Here is a 1,186-nt window from a genome sequence, read left to right on the forward strand (position 1 = left end):
CCCCGAATGGTGGGCATTAGAAAACGGCAGAAGTGGGTCTCATACTCCAGCTCCAGAGCGCTGGTCAGGCCAGCCTGTTGCAGATGCGTTCGCCACCAGCTGTTAACAAATTCCACCAGCGACTGGCCAATGGCGGTAGCCTCCGCTTCGGCGTGGGCGCCCCTGAGCCAGACGAAGGTCGAATCGGTATCGCCATAAATCACATCATAGCCCTGGGATTCCACCAGCACTTTGGTTTGGCGCATGATCTCGTGGCCGCGCATGGTAATCGACGAGGCCAGGCGCGGGTCGAAGAAACGGCAGGCGCTGGTGCCGAGCACGCCATAAAAGGCATTCATGATGATCTTCAGCGCCTGGGAAAGCGGCTTATTGCCGTGGCGCTTGGCCTCTTCGCGCCCGTACCAGATCTGGCTGACGATCTCCGGCAGGCAGTGTTTTTCCCGGGAGAACCGCGCCCCGAGGAAGCCCTCGGTGCTGTGCTGCTCATCCGGCTGGGCGAGCCCTTCCACCAGGCCGACCGGATCGATAAGAAAGGTGCGAATGATCGACGGATAGAGGCTTTTGTAATCCAGCACCAGCACCGAGTCGTACAGGCCGGGGCGGGAGTCCATCACATAGCCGCCGGGGCTGGCCTGGGGCGGCACGTCACCGAGATTGGGGGCTACATAGCCCGCCCGGTGCATGCGCGGAAAGTAGAGATGGCTGAAGGCGGCCACGGAGCCGCCGTGGCGGTCGGCCGCCAGGCCATTGACCGTGGCGCGCTCCAGTAGAAACGGCATGATCTCGGTTTTGTGGAAAATCCGCGTCACCAGCTCGCAGTCTTTCAGGTTATAGGTCGCCAGGGCCGGTTTATCTTCGGCGAAGCGGCGGTCAATTTCGTCCATCCTGTCCCAGGGATTGTCGATGGATTTACCTTCCCCGAGCAGCTCCTGCGATACCGATTCCAGCGAGAATGACGAGAAGCTCCAGAAGGCGGATTTCAGCGCCTCGATGCCGTCGATGATTAAGCGCCCGTTCGCCTGGGCAAAGAAGACGCCGTTTTTAAAGCCGTGCTCGCGCCACTCCAGCTCGCTGTTGCCGCGTCCGAGCAGCAGAGGGATGCGGTAGCGCTCGGCATGTTTTTGCAGAATGCGCAAATCAAACTGCACTACGTTCCAGCCGATGATGACGTCCGGGTCGTGCCGGG

At 60.9% G+C, this 1,186-nt stretch carries 1 protein-coding gene; it reads right to left on the reverse strand.

What is annotated here, in order from left to right:
• Nucleotides 1–1,186, reverse strand: a 1,186-nt coding sequence (locus WFM46_RS23720) for a DNA polymerase II (protein WP_336998722.1), incomplete at both ends; no start/stop codon positions are given.

It is taken from the genome of Leclercia sp. M50, from assembly GCF_037150775.1.
Taxonomy (GTDB): domain Bacteria; phylum Pseudomonadota; class Gammaproteobacteria; order Enterobacterales; family Enterobacteriaceae; genus Enterobacter.